The following is a 16,376-nucleotide window of genomic DNA, read 5'->3' on the forward strand; positions in this document are numbered from 1 at the left end:
TCGGGGACGGCGTACGAGGACACGGTGGACCACCTGAGCGAGTCCGAACGGGAGGTGACGGGGCTGGTGTTCGCGCTGGCGGGATACCTGGTCCACGAGGTCTACGAGAAGTGTCCGTTCATGCTGCTGGACTCGCTGGAGGCCATCGACGCCGACCGCATCGCCCACCTCGTCTCCTACATGGCGGAGTACGCCCCGTTCCTCGTCGTGGCGCTCCTGCCCGAGGACGCCCGGGCGCTCGACGACTCCTACACCCGCGTGACCGAAATCTGACCGGGTCACACCTCCGGACGCCCGGGTGCCGTCCGTCGGTTCTCGTCTGCAGCTAACAGGTATATCGCTGTTAGTCGGACTCGCAGTCGCAGCCCCCTCGTTCCAGGAGGTCGAGCACCCCGTATCGCGCGCCGCAGTCCTCACAGAGGACGTCGACGCCGACGAACAGCCGGAAGTCGCCGAGAGTCAGCCGCCCGGTCCGTCGGAGCTGGTCGAGGCTCCCCTCGGTGACCGACTGGAGGCGGGCGGTGAGCCGTCGGATGGTGTCCGCCACGCCCTCGACTCGCGCCTCGTCGCTCGTCCCCTGGTACTCGGCGTTCCGGTACTCCTTCAGGTACGACCGGATGGCCTGGTAGGTGACGAAGTCGCGCTCCAGTTGCTCGACGTCGACGCCGTCGCGTTCGAGGCGCGCGCGCGCCTCGGTCCGCATCCCGCTGCTCACGTCGTCCGCCGTCAGGAGCCGGTAGAAGTTGTCCACCTCGCCGTCGACCGTCGACAGCCCCGCCCGTCGCATCGCGCTCTCGAGGAGGCGCTCGTTGAACAGGTCCGCGAGGGCCCGGAGGCTGAGTCGCTCGTCGCCCTCGGCCGTCCACGACCGTTCGAGCCGGTCACCGAAGGCGGCCCCCAGGTCGTACTCCTCGATGAGTCGCGCTACCTTGCTCGACGGGCGGGTTTCGGCCGCGTCGTCCTGGTCGCTCATCCTTACTCGGCTGTCGGTCCCGACTCACTTGTAGCTATGCTCGTCCGGGTGCGTCGCCGCGGCGACCGACGCACCGTGCGTGCGTTTCGCACACAACACCCCCGCTCGGCGAACCTGACGGATACCGTTGGTGTGGGCGTCGTCCGACGACACGAACGTCCGTCGGTGGTTCGGAACGACCGTCTCGCGGTAATTGCAACGATTATTCCGCCGAAATCCGGACACGGCCGACGAAGTCCGGTCCGAAAATCGATATCGTTGCGTCCGCGGCCATCGGTCAGTCGCCTGCGTACGTCTCGGCTGTCTATAACTATCACCGTCCACCACATCGGTCGTGTGACAGACCGACATATCTGTCGCGCTCCGCGTCCCCGTCGGCGTCCCCGCCGGGGTGGGCCGTGCGGGTCGTCGGTGGCGTCCCAGGTTGCGGGGTACCGTTTTGAACGCTGCCCGGCCACACCTGAATATTCACGAACAACTAAATTTTAGTTTACGTCAATCAAACAAAAGATTTAATTACATATGAGCTTGGTCTTGTTATGTGCCAGACTATAACAGACGGATGTTCCTTCGGCTCACGGGTGCTGCTGTCGGTGCGGCCGCACTCGGTGCCGGCACGGCTGCCGGAGCGACGGGCGACGACTCGCGGTTCCTCGTCGACCTCAGGGAGATAGCGAAGTCCGACGTTCCGAGCGACGTCGAAGTCATCCACGACCTCTCACAGGTGGACCTGCTGGTCGCGCGCGGTGACGCGAGCGCGGTCGGGTCGGCGGCGGCGACGACCCCCGACGTGACGGTCTACCGGGACGACGCCGGGCCGGCGGTCGAGCGTCCCGGGCCGACGGCGAGCGGGAAGAGCCGGAGCCACAACCACGACGGTCCGGCGACGAACACCGAACTCCAGTGGGACAAGCGCGTCCAGGACGTCGGCGACCTCACCGACAAACCCGGCGGCGGGGCGTTCGTCCACGACACCACGAGGGGCGCGGGGACGCGCGTCGCCGTGGTCGACTCCGGCGTCTACGACGCCCACCCCGACCTCGCGGACGTGGTCGACGCCGACCTCTCGGCGAACTTCACCACCGACGGCATGGATTTCCGGCCGAACGGCGCCGGCAGTCACGGGACCCACGTCGCCGGGACCATCGCGGCGACGAACAGCAACGACGGCCCAGACGGCGGCGTCCTCGGCACCGCCCCGGAGACCGAACTGCTCTCGCTGCGCGTCTTCTCCGGCGTCGAGGGGGCGACCGGCGACACGCTCGCCGCGCTCGTGTACGCCGCCGAGCAGGGCTGTGACGCCGCGAACATCAGTCTCGGCTATCCGGCGCCGTACATCGACCCCGAGGAGTATCCGGAACTGCTCGCCATCCGGGAGGCGTACCGGCGCGTCGCGGAGTACGCCCGCTCGCAGGAGATGGTCATCGTCAACTCGGCCGGCAACGACGCCCTCGACATGGACGCCGAGGGGGTCCTCAGCCTCCCGACGGAGGTCGAGGGCATCTTCGGCGTCTCGGCGACCGGCCCCATCGGGTACGGCTGGGGCGGTAAGCACAGCGACAACGAGGAGAAGTGGTTGACGGGCGACCGCCTCGACGAGGAACCGACGACGCCGGCGTTCTACACGAACTACGGCAGCGCCGTCGACGTGAGCGCCGGCGGCGGGAACGCCGACCTCGACGCACTCGACGGCGGCGTGGAGGGGGCGGAACGTGACCTCGTCTACTCGACGGTCAACACGGTCGAGGAGGACGGCTCCGTCACCGCCGGCTACGGCTGGAAGGCGGGCACCTCGATGGCCGCCCCGCAGGTGTCGGGCGCCGTCGCCCTCGTGCGGTCGCTGCGACCCGACGCCAGCGCCGAGGCGGTCGAACGTCTCATCCAGGAGACCGCGAGCGACGCCCCCGGTGGCGCCGAGTACCACGGCGCCGGCCACCTCGACCTGGAACGGCTGGTCGAGCGCGCCGCCTGACCCGCCGACGGTCACCGGGCCGCGACGACCGTCGACCACGATTCGCGTGCTCGCGGCGGATTTCCGTGACATTTCGGTCTGAATTCGACCGTACTTCTGAAAATACTCATAGCGTTTCGGGGTCTCGGTTAGCCCGTGTGGTGGCCTGCACAGATTCACCGATGACGGACGCTCCCCTCGACGACCGGACGCCGACTGCGGCCGCCGCGGACGGGGGACGCCGCTGCCGGGTCGAACGGGTTTCCGTGGCTGGGGCCCGCTGGACGCGGTGGTACCGTTCCCCCACCGACTCCCGCGGCGACCGGCGGGGAGCACACGACGGGCGCGACACGCCGTCGTCCCCCGGACGGAGCGGTCCGACCGCCGGGGGTCGCCGCCCGTTCCCCGCTGGCGCGCCCGCCGGCGCTCGCCACCGCACCCGGTCACCGCGCGCCCGTCACGGGCGCTGCGGACCGGTGACCGACCGCGACCGGCGCTCCCGCCCGTCCCGCTCGACGAACCGACCGTCCCGCCCGGTGCGACCGGACGGACGTGGCGATGCGGGGTGACGACGACGGATGGGGGGTCTCCTGTGGCACGTACTCACCGGCACGTCCGACGGCGAGAACCGCGTCCGCATCCTGCGAACGCTCGACGAGCGCCCTCGCAACGCGAACCGCCTCGCCGAGGCGCTCGACCGCCACTACGAGACGGTCAGACACCACCTCGGCGTGCTCGTGGAACACGATATCGTCACCGACACCGGCGACGACTACGGCGCGGTGTACCTCCTGTCCGGGCGCGCGCGACGGAACTGGGGGCTCGTCGAGGAGATACTCGAGCACGACGACCGCCGGTCGACCGGCCCCCGTGAGTGACGGGCCGACGGCGCGCGGAGGGGCACGATGACGCTCTGGGTGGACGTCGCCCGCGTCGCCATCGTCGCGAACGTCCTGCTCACGGCCGCGCTCGGCTACGTGTGGGGGCGGAACTACCTCCAGTTCCGCTCGAAGCAGCCCCTCGGTCTCGTCGTCTTCGCGGCGTTCCTGTTCCTCGAGAACGTCCTCGCGCTCTACTTCTACCAGTTCGAACCCACGCTGCGCGTCTGGGTGACGTCGGTCCCGCTCGTCGCACAGAGCGCCATGACCCTCCTCCGCCTCTGTGAGTTCGGCGGCCTCTGCTTCCTGACGTGGGTCTCCTGGGAGTGACCGTCACCCCCCCCGGCGAGCCGCCGACCCGATTACGGGGACGCGAGACGGGCTACACGGCGTCCCCGACCGTGTACCCGTCCGCGATTCGTCCGGCCGCGTCGACCAGCCGACGCACGTACCCGTCGAGGTCCGCCCGTCGAATCGGGTGCCCGTGGATGGGCGCGACGACGGAGACGTCGTAGTCGTCGAGGATGGCCCGGAGCGCGCGTTCGAGTTTCGCCGGGTCGACGTAGCGCAGCCAGACGAGGTTGTCCCGGTGGAACTCGTAGATTCGCGCTTCGGGGATACCCTCCTCGAACTCGGCGGAGGTGCGGTCGCACTCGCCGGCAGGGTGGTACGACCCGAAGCCGTCGGCAGTGAACAGCACGCCCGAGGCGTGGTCGTACACCCACGTCGTGTGCGAGCGGTCGGCCAGCGGCGGGTCGACGAAACTGAACGTCCGGCCCTGAACGCGCAGCGACTCGCCGATTCGACAGCGTCGGGCGTCGGAGAGCCCCTGCAGTTCCGGCGACCCCGAGGACGCGACCAGTTCGACGCTCTCCCACGCCTCGCGGAACGCGGAGACGTTGCCCGAGTGGGGGTAATCGGAGTGCGAGAGGACGATGGCGTCGACGCCGGCCCCGTCGGTCGCGGCCTCGATCTGTCCCCGCAGCCCCTCACGGTGGTAGAACGACCCGGAGTCGACCAGGACGTTCCCGTCGTCGCCGCGGACCAGGTAGACCGAGACGTGCTCGTGGCGGTCCCCGTGGGGGTAACACTCGTTCATCCACACGACCTCGTCGGTGAGTCCGACTCCCATCGTGGTCACCCCAGCGCGCCGATTCTGTCTCGGCGCGCTATCTCCGCGACGACGTCCTTCATCCGGTCGACGTACTCCATCGCGCCTTCTCCGACGACGAGGCCGTGCGCCGGGAGTATCATCCGTGGCTCGAACCGCCGGTTGACGGCGTCTATCTCGCGCTGGACCGTCTCCACGTCGACGTACTGGTGCCAGAACAGGACGCGCCCGTGGAACTGCACGAGGCGGCTCTCGGCGATACCGACGTCGAGTTCCTCGACGAGGCGGAGTCGTTCGCTCGCGAGGTGGGGGAAGCCGAACCAGTCGACGGGAAAGAGCATCCCCTCGGTCCGCTCGCTCATCCACAGCGAGACGGGGGCGTCGAGGAACGTCGCCTCGTGGAAGTCGACCGTGTACCGCCCGAGGTCGATGCTGTCGCCCTCGCCGACGTGGGTGGCCTCGTCCAGCCGGTAGAGTTCGTGGTCGTCGCCGTAGCGCGGCGCGACGAGCGTCGCGTCGTGGGCGGCGAGTATCCGCGCGGTGTTCCCGGCGTGGGGGACGTCGGGGTGCGAGACGACGAGGTAGTCGAGCGGGTCGTCGAGGACGGCGTCGAGCGCCCCGAGGATACGGTCGGTGCTGGCCGGCGAGAGGGTGTCGAGCAGCAGCGTCGCGTCCCCGCCGTCGAGCAGGTACGCGCACTGCGGGATGTGGACCGACTGCGCCTCGTCGTACCACGACGGGACGGGGTCCATCGACTCGACCATCCCAGAGCGGTCCGGCCCGGGTTCGTGTATCCAGTACAGCCCCTCGCGTATCTCCCTGAACGACGCGTCGGTGCTCATGCGTCGGGGTACCGGTGGAGGAACTGCGCGGTGGTCTCGATGCCGTTGCGGAAACAGTCCAGGTCCAGGTGTTCGTTCGGCGAGTGGTTCCCCTGGTCGGGGTTCGCGTAGGGGACCACCAGCACCGGGACGTCGAGTTCCGTCCGGAAGTGCGCCGCCGGGAGGCTCCCGCCGAGCAGCGGCATCTCGACCGGTTCGACCCCCCAGACGGCCTCCATGGCCGCCGCGAGCGGCGTCGCGGCGGGCGTGTCGAGCGGCGTCTTCATCGGCGGGAACGACCCCATCGCGCTGACCTCGACGTGCGGGTTCCGCGCCTCGACGTGGGCGGTGAGCAGGTCCACGACCCGCTCCGGGTCCTGCCCGGGGACGAGTCGACAGTCGAGTTTCACCGTCGCCTCGTGGGGGATGATGGTCTTCTTCCCCTCCCCCTGGTAGCCGGCCGTCATGCCGTTGATGGTCAGCGTCGGCTCCAGCAGCAGGCGCTCGTAGTACGGCTTGTCCGTGGCGAAGGCGGCCACGCCGAGGCTCTCTCTGAGCGCCGCCTCGTCGACGGGGATGTCCGCGACCAGTTCGCGGTCGGCCGCCGTGATTCGGACGTCGTCGTAGAAGCCGTCGACGGTCACCTCGTCGCCGTCGAACATCGTGGCGACGAGCGCGACGAGTTCGTTCGCCGCGTTGGGCACCGGCCCGCCGAAGTTCCCCGAGTGGAGGTCGGCGTTCGCCGTCCGCAGGTCGAGCTGGGCCGAGGCGATGCCCCGGTTCCCGTAGATGATGGTCGGGCGTCGGGAGGCGTGCATCGGCCCGTCTGCGACGTACACCAGGTCGGTCCCGGCGAGTTCCGCCGGCGTCCCCGAGAGGTACTCGATGAGCCCGGGACTACCGCTCTCCTCGCCGCCCTCGACGAGGAGCTTGACGTTGACCGCCAGGTCCTCGACGCTCGTCAGCGCGTCCAGCGCGAACACGTGCGCGAGGAACTGTCCCTTGTTGTCGCCGGCCCCCCGGGCGTATATCGAGCCGTCGCGGACCGTCGGCTCGAAGGCGGGGGAGTCCCACAGGGCCTCGTCCCCCGGCGGCTGGACGTCGTAGTGGCCGTAGAACGTCACGGTCGGGCGCGACTCGTCGACGACCCGCTCGGCGTAGATGAGCGGGTTCCGGCTCGTCTCGATGCGCCTCACCTCGTCGAAGTCGTACTCCCCGAGGACCGAGAGCAGCAGGTCAGCACACGCCGCCATCCCCTCGCCCGTCGCGCTGACGCTCGGCTGGGAGAGCAACTCGAACAGGTGTGTTCGGTACGACGGTAACCCCGCGTCGACCGCGTCCTTCAGTTCACTCATCGGTCGTCACCCCGTTCGGTCCGCACTCGCTCCGCGAAGGCGGTCACGAGCCTGTTCGTCACGTCCTCGCCCAGTTCGCGTGTCGCGTAGGTCGGGTCGCCCATGTGGCCGAGTTCCGTCACCGCGTCGAGGCCGTGGGTGGTGAGCGTCGACGTCGACACCTCCCCGACGTAGCCGGGGACGAACTCCTCCTCGCGGACGAGGTCCGGACGCAGGTGCCAGACGGAGGCGGTCACCGCCGCCCCGCCGTGGCCCCGTGCCGACGCCGGAATCCCGGCGGCCGCGAGCGCCTCCATCAGGGGGTCGATGAGCAGTCCCTTGTCGAGGAGGGTGATCACCGCCGCGTCGAGGTCGCCGGCGAGCGAGGGGAGGATGGCGTTCAGCGCCGGGAAGTTCCCCCCGTGCATCGAGAAGACGACGATGTGCTCGAAGCCGTGGGCGTCGAGGCTGTGACAGTAGTCCTCGAACACCCGCATCAACGTCTCGGGGCGGTAGCTGATGGTGCCGGGGAACCCCATGTGGTGTTCCGAACAGCCGGGTCGGATGACCGGCGCGACCAGCGCGTCGCCGAGGGCGCGCGCCAGCTCCACGCCGATGGCCTCCGCCCAGGCGGCGTCCTTGAGCAGCCCCAGGTGCGGGCCGTGCTGTTCGACCGACCCCGCCGGCACGAGTACCGTCTTCGTCCCGTCTTCGAGCGCCGATTCGACCTCCGTCCACGTCAACTCCTCGAGTAGTACCGTCTCCATCTGTGTCACAGTCGCTCCGCGTTCAGTCGTCCGTCGGTCTCCGTCCGGTCGTCGTAGAGGACGCACCGCGCCCCCTGGTCGCTCCCCGTCGCGTACATCGGCGGTTCGCCCTCCCGACAGCGGGGCACCGCCTCGGGACACCGGTCGTAGAACCGACACTGGTTCATCTCACCGGTCAGGTCGGGGACGGTCCCCTCCAGTTCCACCGGCTCGCGCTCCACGTCCGGGTTGATGACGGGCATCGAGCCGACCAGCGCCCTCGTGTAGGGGTGTTTCGGGTCGCCGATGACCTCGTCGGTCGGTCCCACCTCGACGAGTTTCCCCGCGTACATCACCCCGATGCGGTCGCACATGTGTTTCAGCAACGAGAGGTCGTGGCTGATGTACACCGCGGTGAGGCCGAACTCGCGCTGGAGGCGCTCGAACAGGTCGAGGATGCTCGCGCGGATGCTCACGTCGAGCATGCTCGCCGGCTCGTCGGCGAGCAGGAACGACGGGTCGAGCGCCAGCGCCCGGGCGATGCCGACGCGCTGGCGCTCGCCGCCGCTCAACTCCGAGGGGTACTGCTCGGCGTACGCCTCCGCGGGTCTGAGGCCGGCCCGTTCGAGCGTCCGGTACACCCGTGCGTCGCGCTCCTCGCGCGTGCCGATACCGTGGACGTCGAGCGGTTCCTTCACCCACCGGTAGACCGTCCACCGCGGGTTCAGCGACTGGTAGGGGTCCTGGTGGATGATCTGCGCCTCGCGCCGGAAGTCGAACAGTTCGTCGTCCGAGAGGTCGGTGATGTCCCGGCCGTCGAAGACGACGCGCCCCTCGGTCGGTTCGAGGAGCCGGATGGCCGTCTTGCCGAGCGTCGTCTTCCCGCAACCGGACTCGCCGGCGAGGCCGAACGCCTCGCCGTCCCTCACGGTGAGCGAGACGCCGTCGACGGCGCGGACGTACTCGCGGGCCCCCGGGTTGAACACGCGCGAGATCATCCCCGTATTGACCGGGAAGTGCTTGTGGAGCCCCTCTATCCTGAGCTTCGCGTCCGCCCCGTCGGGGTCGGCGCTCATCGGCCCACCTCGCTCGGCGACGCGCGCGCCGGGGCCTCCCGGAGCGCCTCCCACGTCTCCTTCTTCGCGGCCTCGGTGCGGAGGTACTCGGCTTCGTCCGCCCGGTGGCACTCGACGACGTGGCCGTCGTCGTACGTCTCCGGCTCCGGCGTCTCCGACCAGCAGCGCTCCTCCGCGAAGGGGCAGCGCGGCGCGAACCGACAGCCCTCGTCCGGGTCGACCAGGTCAGGCGGCGTCCCCGGAATCGAGATGAGCTCCTGCGACTCGGCGGTGACGTCCGGGAAGGCGTTGCGCAGGCCGAGCGTGTAGGGGTGTCTCGGCGACTTGATGAGCGTGTCCGCGTCGGCGCGCTCGACGAGTCGCCCCCCGTACATCACGGCGATGGTGTCGCACACCTCGGAGACGACCGACATGTCGTGAGTTATCATAATCATCGCCGTGTTCAGCTCGTCCTGCAGTTCCGAGATGGTCCGCAGGATGCGGTCCTGGATGACGACGTCGAGGGCGGTCGTCGGTTCGTCCGCGAGGACGATGGCCGGACTGACCGCCAGCGCGAGGGCGACCATCGCCCGCTGGGCCATCCCGCCGGAGAACTGGTGGGGGTAGTCGTCGATGCGCGACGGTTCGAGCCCGAGGTCGACGAACAGTTCGCGGGTCCGCTCGCGGGCCTCCGCCTTCGTCGTTTCCGGCTCGTGGACGCGGATGACCTCGACGATCTGGTCGCCGACGGTGTACACCGGGTCGAAGCCGTTCATCGCGTTCTGGGGGATCATAGATATCTCCTTCCACCGGATGCGACGCCGGAGCTCGCGCATCGACAGCTCCGTGATGTCCTCGCCGTCGTACTCGATGGTCCCGCCGACCACCTCGCCGTTGTCCGGCAGCAGGCGGATGATGGACTTCGCCACCGTCGTCTTCCCGCTGCCGCTCTCGCCGACGAGACCGAGCGTCTCGTTCTCGGCCAGTTCGAGCGAGACGCCGTCCGCCGCCCGAACGCTTCCGTTCTCCGTCCGATAGTACGTCTGGAGGTTCTCGATGTTCAGTAGTGTCATTGGTCGTGGTCCGTCGTCTCGCCGTCCGGTCCGCGGGCGTCGGCCCGGGTCGGACGGGGGGTGGGTCGGTCTGTCGGGTCGACGCGGCGCGTCGGTGCGCCCTCGCGTCCGGTCGGGGTCCTCGTCGTCCGGTCGCACCTCGGGACGTGCCGGGGGGTCGGCTCACTCGGCATGGCGGAGCTCCGGGTTGGTGATGCGCTCGAGGGTGCGGCCGATGAAGAACACGGCCATCACCATCAGCATGATACAGACGCCGGGGGGGACGACCCACCACCAGGCGGTGCGGATGGCGTCGGCGGTGTACGCCTCGAAGAGCATCTGTCCCCACGACACCATGCTCGGGTCGCCGAAGCCGAGGAACGAGATGCTCGCCTCGGCGAGGACCGCCCACGCGACCGAGAACGCCCCGTAGAGGAACGCCAGCGGGAGCACGTTCGGCAGGATGTGGAGGTACATGATGCGCAGGTCGCTCGCGCCGATGGAGCGCGCCGACTCGACGTACGGGCGTTCCTTGTGGCTGAGGACCTGCGAGCGGATGACGCGCGCGGTCGACCGCCAGAGGATGAGCCCGATGACGATGACGATGCTCGAGATGCTCGGTCCAAGCAGGAACACGAGGACGATGACGAACGGGAGGAACGGCAACCCGTAGGCGATGTCCGCCACCCGCATGAGGACGTCGTCGACCCAGCCGCCGAAGTAGGCGCTTATCAGCCCCACGTTGACGCCGATGAAGACGGCCATGAACGCGGCGAGGAAGCCGACGATGAGCGAGATGCGCACGCCAGCGATGACCTGCGAGGCCACGTCGCGCCCGAGGTTCGTCGTCCCGAGGAGGTGGTCCGTAGAGGGTCCCTCCAGCCGGAGCGCGTTCCCGTCGGCGTCGCGGTTGATGTCGCCGGGGTCGTAGGGGGTGAGCCACGGGGCGAACACGCCCATCAGGGTGAACGTCAGGAGGACCACGACCCCGAACTGGCCCATCCGGTCGTCGCGAAAGACGTCGACGACCGACCGGCCGACCCGTCGCACGGCGACGACGGCGTCGCCGAGGCCGGAGGTGGTCGCCCCGTCCGTCGTCGAGGACGCGGTCGAACCGGGCGTCTCTTCGCCTCCGCTCATCGGCGCCCCCCCGTCTCGAACCCGCGGGTCGACTGCTGTGCGTGCCGCGTGCCGTCGCCGAACGTCGTGTCGTTAGTCATACTGCACCCTCGGGTCGAGGTAGATGTACGCCAGGTCCGCCAGGAAGTTCATCACGATGACGACCGACCCCATGAGGAAGAACGTCCCCATCGCCATGGGGTAGTCGTTGTAGTTGACCGATTCGACCATCTCGCGGCCCATGCCGGGCCAGTTGAACACCGTCTCGATGACGAGCGACCCCCCGATGGCGGTGCCGGAGACGATGGCGACGACCGTGACGATGGGGAGTACCGAGTTCCGAACCGCGTGGTGAAAGAGGACCCGGTGTTCGGGCAGTCCCTCCGCCTTCTTTATCTCGATGAAGTCCGCCTTCAGGACGTCGAGCATCGTGTTGCGCATCAGCAACATGGGCGTCGCCATGTAGTAGAACGCCCCCGTCATGACCGGCAGTACCATGTGGTAGACGAAGTCCCACGCGAGGTAGCGCGACGCGAAGGTGTCGATGTCGGCACCGACCGCCCGCATCCCGCCCGAGGGGAGGATGCCGAGCCAGAACGAGAAGATAGACAGGAGGACGATGCCCGTCCAGAACTCCGGCGACGACCGGGCGACCAGGCCGACGAGGATGCCGCCCTTCTCGAAGGTTCGACCGCGGTACCAGCCGAGCAGCGACCCGAACAGGATGCCGACGACGTAGGCGATGACGAGCGCCGTCCCCATGAGCAGGATCGTGTTCCAGAACTTCACGACGAGGATGTCCCAGACCGGTTCCCGGTACCGGAACGACGTCCCGAAGCTCCCCGTGAGGAGCTGGCCGATGTACTCGACGTACTGGACGTAGAGCGGTTCGTTCAGGCCGAGGTTCGCGATGGTCTCCTCGCGTGCCTCGGCGGACATCCCCTGGGTGACGAACATCGATACCGGGTCGCCGGGGGCCGCCCTGAACAGGACGAACAGTATCGTCACGAACGCCCAGTAGGTGACGAACAGCTGCCCGATACGCCGGGCGATGTACTCTCTCAGTCCCATGTGTTCGACTCGTCACCTCCCCTCCGGGACCGCACGGCGTGCGGCCCCCGCGGTCGCTCGTCGGCGTCTCCACTGACCGGACGCGCCGACGTGCGTTCCCGTGTGTCCCATCGCTCACTCCTCCGGGTAGTGGAGCCGACCGTTCTGGAGCGTGTAGCCGGCCTCCTCAAGCGTCTGCTGGGCCCGGCCGAGGTCGTCGCCGAACTGCCGGACGTCCGGGTTGTGCCAGAACTCGTTGACCGCCGCCATGGGCGTGTGCGTCACCGTCCCCATGCCGTCGAGGACGGTGTCGACGATGTCCTGTTTCGGGATGCCGTCGGCGAGCGCGTGGCGGACGGCGACGTCGTCGAACGGCGCGCGGTCGAGCTGATAGTTGATGTGGTACCAGCCGTGGCTCTCGATGCTGCTGATCTCGACGTGGTCCACCTCCGAGTCGAGGCGGTTGACGGTGTCGGGGCCGGGGACCCACCCGATCATGTCGATGGACTCGTCCTCGAGGAGGCGGACCAGCCCGGACATGTCCGCCCCGGGCACCTTGAGGAGTTCGCCGACGACCGGCGGGTTGAAGTGGTCGGTGTACGCCTCGAGGCGCATCTCCTCGTCGCGGCGCCACTCGACGAACTGGAACGGTCCGCTGCCGACCGGTTCGGGGTTCTCCCAGTCGAGCGGGTCGGAGACGTCGTCGAGGCCGTCGGGGACCTCCTCCCAGATGTGCTGCGGGATGATGAACACCTGTCCGAGGCCGATGGGGATGAACGGGGCGAACGGCCGGTCGAGCGAGAACTCGAGCGACCAGTCGCCGGTGATCTCGATGCTCTCGATGGGGTCGGTGGCGGCGCCCAGCACCGGCGAGTACTCGTCGAGGTACTCGAACGAGAACTTCACGTCCTCGACGGTGAGGTCCTCGCCGTCGTGCCACTGCTGGCCCTCGCGGATGGTCACGCCGATGGTCGTCTCGTCGACCTCCTCGACGTCCGTCGCGAGCCACGGCTCGGGGAGCCCCTCCTTGTTGATGCGGACGAGGCGGTCGTAGATGAGCCGCATCGTCTGGGTGTCGTGGGTCGCCGCCCCGTCGGCGGGGTTGAGGTTGTTCACGTCGGAGGGGTAGCCGAGGCGTATCTGGTCGACGCCGTCGGCGGGCGTCGACTCGATGGCGGTCCAGAAGGACATCAGCCCCTCGCCCATCATCGTCACGACGTCGTCCAGCCGGTTGGCGTTGTACGGCATCGCCTGCCGCTGGTTCGCGATGGGCGTCCGGGGCTGGTCCTCGGCGAATATCTCCTGGCACCTGTAGACCGCCTCTTGACGCTCGTCGTCGTCGTAGCGCTCGCGCTGGGTCTCCGCCCACTCGTCGTACTCCTCGTTCTGGTAGTTCACGAAGTTCCGCCCCCCCTCCTGGTTCTGCGAGGAGTGGTGGAGGTCGTAACAGAAGACGTCCGGGTCGATGCGCTCGGCGCGCCCCGCCCAGTTGAGGGTGAACGAATCGAAGTCCTGCTGGGTCATCGCCTGGTCGACGATCTGGTTCCAGGCGAGCGGGTTGACGTTCACCTCGAACCCGAGTTCCCGCCACTGGTCGGCGATGAGCTGGCCGAACTCGTAGCGGACGGGGTCGTAGTCCGACGTCGTCACGATGAGTTCGATGGGGTCGACCGGGTCGCCCGCGCCGCCGCCCCCGCCGCCACCGTTGTTCGCACCGATACAGCCGGCGAGACCCAGCGTGAGTCCCGTCCCGGCGGCCCCGGCCGTCTTCTTCAGTACCGAACGTCGGGTAGTGTTACCTCGACTCATAACAATCCCTTCTGGAGTGCTGATTTAACTATTTTGGTAACTATACTGATATACTACTGATTAGGCGGACAGTACTACTGAGAACGGGATTTATTCGATATTCACTACCACAAACGAACTTCTATTTTTGTTCCGTAGTATCGATTCGCCGATTCTATTTATTTTTCTTCGATATTGAACGGAAATTATGTGGGTGACGGTAACGTTTACCTCCCGGTGGCGTGACGTGGAGTCGAGATGCCGAACTCCGACTTCGAGTCCTTCGACGAGATCGACGGCAAGATACTCCGCGTCCTCGCCGAGAACCCCCGGACCCCCTACTCCCGGATAACCGAGATACTCGCGGAGTCCGGCCACGAGATGAGCCCCGAAGGGGTCAGGTACCGGGTCGACAAGATCATCGACATGACGACGGTGTTCTTCCTCCTCGACCCGCAGGAACTCTCGTGGGAGATCCTCCGCGTCGCGGTCACCACGGAGAAGAGAGACGGGGCGAAGGAGGCGGCGTTCGACCTGCTCTGTGACCTCCCGTTCTGGCACGTCTCGCGTGGCATCGGGACCTTCGACTACTTCGCCGTCGGGAGCATCCTGTCGGTGCGGGACGCGGACGACCTGGTGACGACGGTGCGCGAGGCCGACTGCGTGAACCGGGTCGACTACCTCGTCGTCACGGGCCGGAACCAGGACATGGCCCAGTACCTCAACATGGAGTACCTCACCGCCGGCAGGGAGGACGACCAGTGACCGCCCGTCCCCGCGACGAGGTCCTCAGGCGATGCGGGAGGTGACGTCCGTCGAGGAGACCATCCCCACGTAGTCCTCGCCGTCGACGACCGGGAGGTGTTTGATACCGAGGCTGGTCATCATCGCGGCCACCTCCTCGAGGAGGATGGTCGGCGGGACGGTCTCGACCGACCGCGTCATCACCTCCGCGACCGGCAGGTCCGCCGTGTCGTGTCCCGCCGCGACGGCGTCGAGGACGTCCGTGCTCGTGACGATGGAGGGCGGACCGGTCGTCACGAGTAACGCGTTGATGTCGTTGTCGCGCATCGTCCGCGCGGCCTCTCTGACGGTCGCCTTCGACGATATCGTCTCCAGCGGCGTCGACATCACCTCTTCGGCACGGATTCGGTTGTCGAGGTCCATGCGTGTCAGTCTCTCGCGATATACTTGGTTCTTTGCCACGGCGCGGCGACCGGGGCTACTCGTTCGTGTAGGGTTCGTGGATGCGGTCCATCCGTGCCGCCATGACGAAGTCGGTCTTGTGGAGGCCGTCTATCTTGTGCGTCCAGAGTTCGACCCGGACCTCGCCCCACTGCAGGTGGAGGTCCGGGTGGTGCCACTCCTCCTCCGCGAGCTCCCCCACCTCGTAGGTGAACTCCAGGGCGTCGCGGAAGTCCGCGAACTCGTAGGTCCCCTCGAGGTGGTGGTCGTCGACGACCCGCCACACCTCGTCGTCGAGTTCGTCGAGGTACGCCGCGTACTCGGACTCGGTGAGTGGTTCGTCCTCGGAGGTACACGCTTCACACGGCTGTTGCGCGAGCGGTGTCGTCATGGGTCGCTGTACGCCATCGACGCCCTTGTACCTTCGTCTCACGCCCTCCTGACCGTCCACTGGACGAGTTCGAGGAGCATCGCGACGGCGACCGCTATCGTCGCCGGCAGGGAGTAACCCACGAGCGTCGTCACCGAACGCTCGAACGGCCGTCCGCTCGACGGCCGCCGCCGAGCGCGTGGGCCGGCTCTCGCTGTCGACCCGTGCCCCGATACCGACTCGGGGGTGTCGCCGACGACAGCGGCGGCCGCCGCCCGGGACAGGACGATTCGGAACCCGTCCGCGTTCCGGCTCGTCGCCTTGAGTTCGCCGACGTCGGTTCCCGCCGGCAGGGCGTCGATGTCAACCACCGCACGCAGCGTCGCCTCTACCCCCTCGAGCCTCGTCGCGTACATCCATCGGCCGTCCCCCGCCGTCCCCACCAACCGGACGGTGTTCCCGTCGGTCGTCGGGACGAGTCGAAGCGGGACTGTCTCGACCATACCCCCTCCCGGGGGGTTCCGGGTAAATGCTTTCTCCCCCCCGACCCAGTCGGACGATTCGCCGTCGATATCGCAGTGTACGAGAGCGCCTCGCTGGAACTACTAGCCGAGAGTTATTTTACTTTTAACATATAAATAATGTCACTATTCGTCTCCGGGTCGGACCGTCCCTCCTTACGACACCAGAAACGTCGTTACTGGGCGAAAGATTCGTTCTAGAGGAGCTTCTGCGACACGTGCCACGGGAGAGCTGTCTGCCGTGTTCCCTCGCGGTCGCTCGACGTCGAAACGCTTAGAGACGACGGTGTAGCGCTTATAGAGCTCCGAGACGTGCGATCTGACTACGACCGCGAGGCGAGCACAGCTTGATTCTCTCTTAAAAACAAGTCATATTTACCTATATAGTGGTGTATTGATGAATAGTCGCGCTCTGGTTCCCG

Annotated in this window: 17 protein-coding genes and 1 pseudogene; 5 read left to right on the forward strand and 13 right to left on the reverse strand. The window is 67.7% G+C overall.

Going from position 1 to position 16,376, the window contains the following annotated elements:
* Positions 1-273: pseudogene (locus tag P1Y20_RS16030) on the forward strand (archaea-specific SMC-related protein); the annotation flags it as partial.
* A 70-nt stretch (positions 274-343) separates the two neighbouring features.
* Here P1Y20_RS16030 and rdfA read toward each other — a convergent pair.
* Entirely contained in the window at positions 344-973 is a 630-nt protein-coding gene (gene rdfA, locus P1Y20_RS16035; protein WP_304449715.1) for a rod-determining factor RdfA, read from the reverse strand.
* 541 nt (positions 974-1,514) lie between these two features.
* Between rdfA and P1Y20_RS16040 the strand changes: the two genes are divergently transcribed.
* From P1Y20_RS16040 to P1Y20_RS16050, 3 genes are all read left to right on the forward strand, one after another.
* Positions 1,515-2,945, forward strand: coding sequence for a S8 family peptidase (locus tag P1Y20_RS16040; RefSeq protein ID WP_304449716.1), 1,431 nt, complete (start codon positions 1,515-1,517; stop codon positions 2,943-2,945).
* A 557-nt stretch (positions 2,946-3,502) separates the two neighbouring features.
* Entirely contained in the window at positions 3,503-3,802 is a 300-nt protein-coding gene (locus P1Y20_RS16045; RefSeq protein WP_304449717.1) for a winged helix-turn-helix domain-containing protein, read from the forward strand.
* Positions 3,803-3,829: 27 nt separating this feature from the next.
* Entirely contained in the window at positions 3,830-4,132 is a 303-nt protein-coding gene (locus P1Y20_RS16050; protein WP_304449718.1) for a DUF8036 family membrane protein, read from the forward strand.
* A gap of 52 nt (positions 4,133-4,184) precedes the next feature.
* On the opposite strand, the gene P1Y20_RS16055 is transcribed toward P1Y20_RS16050, so the two are convergent.
* From P1Y20_RS16055 to P1Y20_RS16095, 9 genes are all read right to left on the reverse strand, one after another.
* Positions 4,185-4,934: an MBL fold metallo-hydrolase gene (locus P1Y20_RS16055; protein ID WP_304449719.1), complete on the reverse strand. Its 750-nt coding sequence runs from the start codon at positions 4,932-4,934 to the stop codon at positions 4,185-4,187.
* 5 nt (positions 4,935-4,939) lie between these two features.
* Positions 4,940-5,755 carry an MBL fold metallo-hydrolase gene (locus P1Y20_RS16060; protein WP_304449720.1) on the reverse strand — a complete coding sequence of 272 codons (816 nt, stop codon included), beginning with the start codon at positions 5,753-5,755 and terminating at the stop codon, positions 4,940-4,942.
* A complete protein-coding gene (locus tag P1Y20_RS16065; protein ID WP_304449721.1) occupies positions 5,752-7,089 on the reverse strand; it encodes a M20/M25/M40 family metallo-hydrolase in 1,338 nt (445 codons plus the stop codon). Before P1Y20_RS16065 ends, P1Y20_RS16060 begins: the two co-directional genes overlap by 4 nt.
* Positions 7,086-7,835 carry a creatininase family protein gene (locus tag P1Y20_RS16070; RefSeq protein WP_304449722.1) on the reverse strand — a complete coding sequence of 250 codons (750 nt, stop codon included), beginning with the start codon at positions 7,833-7,835 and terminating at the stop codon, positions 7,086-7,088. The genes P1Y20_RS16065 and P1Y20_RS16070 overlap by 4 nt, the downstream gene beginning before the upstream one ends.
* Positions 7,836-7,840: 5 nt before the next feature.
* Complete coding sequence (locus P1Y20_RS16075; protein ID WP_304449723.1) at positions 7,841-8,890, reverse strand: ABC transporter ATP-binding protein; 1,050 nt, start codon at positions 8,888-8,890, stop codon at positions 7,841-7,843.
* Positions 8,887-9,942 carry an ABC transporter ATP-binding protein gene (locus tag P1Y20_RS16080; RefSeq protein WP_304449724.1) on the reverse strand — a complete coding sequence of 352 codons (1,056 nt, stop codon included), beginning with the start codon at positions 9,940-9,942 and terminating at the stop codon, positions 8,887-8,889. Before P1Y20_RS16080 ends, P1Y20_RS16075 begins: the two co-directional genes overlap by 4 nt.
* A 162-nt stretch (positions 9,943-10,104) precedes the next feature.
* Positions 10,105-11,061, reverse strand: a complete 957-nt coding sequence (locus P1Y20_RS16085; RefSeq protein ID WP_304449725.1) for an ABC transporter permease — start codon at positions 11,059-11,061, stop codon at positions 10,105-10,107.
* Between the two features lie 72 nt (positions 11,062-11,133).
* On the reverse strand, positions 11,134-12,111 hold the full coding sequence (locus P1Y20_RS16090; RefSeq protein WP_304449726.1) for an ABC transporter permease: 978 nt from the start codon (positions 12,109-12,111) through the stop codon (positions 11,134-11,136).
* 114 nt (positions 12,112-12,225) lie between these two features.
* Entirely contained in the window at positions 12,226-13,899 is a 1,674-nt protein-coding gene (locus P1Y20_RS16095) for an ABC transporter substrate-binding protein (protein WP_304449727.1), read from the reverse strand.
* 237 nt (positions 13,900-14,136) lie between these two features.
* Between P1Y20_RS16095 and P1Y20_RS16100 the strand changes: the two genes are divergently transcribed.
* On the forward strand, positions 14,137-14,643 hold the full coding sequence (locus tag P1Y20_RS16100; RefSeq protein WP_304449728.1) for an Lrp/AsnC family transcriptional regulator: 507 nt from the start codon (positions 14,137-14,139) through the stop codon (positions 14,641-14,643).
* Positions 14,644-14,667: 24 nt separating this feature from the next.
* Here P1Y20_RS16100 and P1Y20_RS16105 read toward each other — a convergent pair whose 3' ends face one another.
* From P1Y20_RS16105 to P1Y20_RS16115, 3 genes are read right to left on the reverse strand one after another with little or no spacing between them, the layout of a single operon-like run.
* Complete coding sequence (locus P1Y20_RS16105; protein ID WP_304449729.1) at positions 14,668-15,045, reverse strand: CBS domain-containing protein; 378 nt, start codon at positions 15,043-15,045, stop codon at positions 14,668-14,670.
* Between the two features lie 55 nt (positions 15,046-15,100).
* Positions 15,101-15,454 (reverse strand): 4a-hydroxytetrahydrobiopterin dehydratase, encoded by a 354-nt coding sequence (locus P1Y20_RS16110; RefSeq protein WP_304449730.1) that lies wholly within the window; start codon positions 15,452-15,454, stop codon positions 15,101-15,103.
* Positions 15,455-15,492: 38 nt separating this feature from the next.
* Complete coding sequence (locus P1Y20_RS16115) at positions 15,493-15,936, reverse strand: hypothetical protein (RefSeq protein ID WP_304449731.1); 444 nt, start codon at positions 15,934-15,936, stop codon at positions 15,493-15,495.
* Positions 15,937-16,376 lie beyond the last annotated feature (440 nt).

Origin of the sequence: Halomarina ordinaria (assembly GCF_030553305.1) — an archaeon.
In the GTDB taxonomy this organism is placed as follows: Archaea; Halobacteriota; Halobacteria; order Halobacteriales; family Haloarculaceae; genus Halomarina; species Halomarina ordinaria.

What these genes read in the sequence shown, in the direction of transcription:
- rdfA (WP_304449715.1), bottom strand. Translation starts at nt 973, where the DNA reads ATGAGCGACCAGGACGACGCGGCCGAAACCCGCCCGTCGAGCAAGGTA.
- P1Y20_RS16045 (WP_304449717.1), top strand. Translation starts at nt 3,503, where the DNA reads ATGGGGGGTCTCCTGTGGCACGTACTCACCGGCACGTCCGACGGCGAG.
- P1Y20_RS16050 (WP_304449718.1), top strand. Translation starts at nt 3,830, where the DNA reads ATGACGCTCTGGGTGGACGTCGCCCGCGTCGCCATCGTCGCGAACGTC.
- P1Y20_RS16055 (WP_304449719.1), bottom strand. Translation starts at nt 4,934, where the DNA reads ATGGGAGTCGGACTCACCGACGAGGTCGTGTGGATGAACGAGTGTTAC.
- P1Y20_RS16060 (WP_304449720.1), bottom strand. Translation starts at nt 5,755, where the DNA reads ATGAGCACCGACGCGTCGTTCAGGGAGATACGCGAGGGGCTGTACTGG.
- P1Y20_RS16065 (WP_304449721.1), bottom strand. Translation starts at nt 7,089, where the DNA reads ATGAGTGAACTGAAGGACGCGGTCGACGCGGGGTTACCGTCGTACCGA.
- P1Y20_RS16070 (WP_304449722.1), bottom strand. Translation starts at nt 7,835, where the DNA reads ATGGAGACGGTACTACTCGAGGAGTTGACGTGGACGGAGGTCGAATCG.
- P1Y20_RS16075 (WP_304449723.1), bottom strand. Translation starts at nt 8,890, where the DNA reads ATGAGCGCCGACCCCGACGGGGCGGACGCGAAGCTCAGGATAGAGGGG.
- P1Y20_RS16080 (WP_304449724.1), bottom strand. Translation starts at nt 9,942, where the DNA reads ATGACACTACTGAACATCGAGAACCTCCAGACGTACTATCGGACGGAG.
- P1Y20_RS16085 (WP_304449725.1), bottom strand. Translation starts at nt 11,061, where the DNA reads ATGAGCGGAGGCGAAGAGACGCCCGGTTCGACCGCGTCCTCGACGACG.
- P1Y20_RS16090 (WP_304449726.1), bottom strand. Translation starts at nt 12,111, where the DNA reads ATGGGACTGAGAGAGTACATCGCCCGGCGTATCGGGCAGCTGTTCGTC.
- P1Y20_RS16095 (WP_304449727.1), bottom strand. Translation starts at nt 13,899, where the DNA reads ATGAGTCGAGGTAACACTACCCGACGTTCGGTACTGAAGAAGACGGCC.
- P1Y20_RS16100 (WP_304449728.1), top strand. Translation starts at nt 14,137, where the DNA reads ATGCCGAACTCCGACTTCGAGTCCTTCGACGAGATCGACGGCAAGATA.
- P1Y20_RS16105 (WP_304449729.1), bottom strand. Translation starts at nt 15,045, where the DNA reads ATGGACCTCGACAACCGAATCCGTGCCGAAGAGGTGATGTCGACGCCG.
- P1Y20_RS16110 (WP_304449730.1), bottom strand. Translation starts at nt 15,454, where the DNA reads ATGACGACACCGCTCGCGCAACAGCCGTGTGAAGCGTGTACCTCCGAG.
- P1Y20_RS16115 (WP_304449731.1), bottom strand. Translation starts at nt 15,936, where the DNA reads ATGGTCGAGACAGTCCCGCTTCGACTCGTCCCGACGACCGACGGGAAC.